Source organism: Bartonella sp. AA83SXKL (genome assembly GCF_042196965.1).
GTDB lineage: Bacteria > Pseudomonadota > Alphaproteobacteria > Rhizobiales > Rhizobiaceae > Bartonella.
On sequence record NZ_JBHIRG010000348.1, the window covers coordinates 1 to 532 of the forward strand.

1 pseudogene is annotated in these 532 nt (G+C 34.6%); it reads left to right on the forward strand.

Going from position 1 to position 532, the window contains the following annotated elements:
* Nucleotides 1-263: 263 nt before the first annotated feature.
* Nucleotides 264-532: pseudogene (locus ACFINO_RS11565) on the forward strand (porin family protein); the annotation flags it as partial.

Below are 532 nucleotides of genomic sequence, written 5' to 3' on the forward strand. Positions count from 1 at the left end.
AAATCTATAGCAGTTGTGCATATTCCTTATCTTATAAGAAGAAGATAGATGGCTATATCCTTGATGGGGAATTTGACCTTGCAATGATTGATAACATGATTTTGCATGTTGGTTTCGCTTACAAGTTTTCATTGAGTAGAAAAGTATAAGCAGCCCTTTTTTTAACAAATCCTCTATTTTTTTGTGACTGTGGCATTTTTACTACAGATATTTTAAAGTTATCTCTCTATATATATATCGTTTTGGATATTTGGAGATATTTTATGAATACGAAACGTTTAATAACAGTATCTATTTGGGCTTTGATTGCAGCTTCAACAGCGCATGCAGCTGATGTGGGAATTCCTCGTCAATCAGTATTAGCTGCTTCGCCGGTTATTACAGCACCTACTTTTACGTGGACAGGTTTTTATGCAGGAATACAAGCGGGTGGTTTTTCGAGTAAAACTGATCTAAGTATTGTTGGTAAAGACAAAACTGTACCATTGAGTAAAGATTTATCACCTAAACTTTCTGGTTTTGAAGGTGGTTT